The sequence below is a fragment of the Phytoactinopolyspora endophytica genome (assembly GCF_004138495.1).
GTDB classification, from domain to species: domain Bacteria; phylum Actinomycetota; class Actinomycetes; order Jiangellales; family Jiangellaceae; genus Phytoactinopolyspora; species Phytoactinopolyspora endophytica.
Window position 1 is genome coordinate 180,281 of sequence record NZ_ML142865.1, and the last position, 1,641, is coordinate 181,921.

At 67.1% G+C, this 1,641-nt stretch carries 2 protein-coding genes; both read left to right on the plus strand.

Annotated elements, in window-relative coordinates; translation table 11 throughout:
* Positions 1-279, plus strand: a 279-nt coding sequence (locus ELR45_RS39245; protein WP_205857344.1) for an RNA polymerase sigma factor, incomplete at its 5' end; no start/stop codon positions are given.
* The gene (locus ELR45_RS26950) at positions 276-1,418 is read left to right on the plus strand and encodes a hypothetical protein (protein ID WP_129669069.1); all 1,143 of its coding nucleotides are present in this window, start codon (positions 276-278) and stop codon (positions 1,416-1,418) included. The genes ELR45_RS39245 and ELR45_RS26950, both read left to right, overlap by 4 nt.
* Positions 1,419-1,641: the final 223 nt, after the last annotated feature.

The window sequence follows — 1,641 nt, forward strand, 5'->3', positions numbered from 1 at the left end:
CGGGCGGCCATGAGTGAGCTCGACGAGCAGGACCGAGAGCTTCTCCAGCTGACCAGCTGGGAAGGGCTGAGCCCGACCGAGCTTGCGGAGGTCATGTCGCTGCCGCCGGCGACGGTGCGCACCCGGTTGCACCGAGCTCGCAAACGGCTGAGGGCACGACTGGAAATGCAGGGTTGGAGGGCTGAACGACGCGGCGGACCCGGCATCGAACGCAGCGGCGAGTCCGGACATGTAGAAGGTGGCAGGCCAACGCCCGTCCGGCAGAAGGAGGAGATGTGAGAGACGAGATGGATGCATTGGTGGGCGCGACCGCCCGGGTGTCCGATGCCGACGTCGAGGAGCTCCCCCTCCGATCGGCCGAGACCGAGCTCATGGAGGAGATCATGTCCACACCAGTACTCGAGACCGTTGCCGGCGCCGAGCCGCCGGGACGTCAGCCTCGGCGGTGGGTCACCGGCCGCAGGCTGGCGGCCGTGGCGGGCATCGCCGCGGTGGCGACAGCCGCCGCGTTCACCGTCCAGACCAATACCGACAGCGGTTCGGTGTGGGCCAGCGAGGTGATGAAGGTGGCGGAGTCCGTGCCGCGCCTGATCGTTGATCACCCGGATTGGCAGATCACCGACGCCGAACAGTTCACCCTCAATGAGGGCACCATGACAGTGTCCGACGGCACATACCAGCTGCACGTGGGCTGGGCGAGCGAATGGGACTACGCATCGAAAGTGGAGAACCTGCAGTCGGTGTATGAGGAGGAAAGATCGCTGGCTGTGGCCGGCCACGAGGCGGTGCTGCTCTTCTCTCCGGAGACCGGTGACGGCACGGTGTTGTGGCAGCAGGGAGACTATGTGGTCGAGGTCCTTACTCTCACCGTCCTGAACGACGGACAAGAGATCGACGCGAGCACACTGGAGGACGTGGTCGGCTCGTTCACGCAGGTCGACGTCGATACGTGGCTGGATGCGATGCCGGATGACGTGGTCCAGCCTGACGACGTAGAGGCTGCAGTGGAGGAGATGCTGGCGGACATACCCACCCCAGACGGTTTCGATCCGACCGACCTTGCCGAGTCCGCCGGCGTGCGGGACCAGTACCACCTCGGTGCCGACGTGACCGGTGCCGTCGCCTGCGGCTGGATCGGGCAGTGGACCGAGGCGACCGACTCCGGTGACGACTCCGCGGCGAGCGAGGCGGAGGAGGCGCTCGGCTCGTCCTATGACTGGCCGATCCTGAAGACGATGGAGCCGGAGGGCGATTTTCCCTACGTGGTGTGGGGGTACGCCGACGCCCTCGCAAATGATGGTGTCATGCTGGACGGAACCAGGGTCGACAGGATCACCCCCGCCGGTGAGATGGTCGGCGACACGGTCCTGGAGGAGCCGGTTCAGGTGTACCGCGAGGCGTTGGGTTGTGATGACTGACCCGTAGCCCTCGGGTTGCGAGTGGGTCCCGCGCCCGTGGTGCGTGGGGCCCACTCGGCGCACCATTGGGCAGGACACGAGCCCCGCCCCGGTCGCCAGGGTGGCGGTGGTGGGCAGGGCTGTGCGCTGCTGTTGGTGGTGGTTCAGTGGGTGGTTGTGGGGTGTGTCCAGTGGTGGTCGATGCGGGGGTGGGCGCGGGAGGGTGCCCGTGCACGGTCGCGGT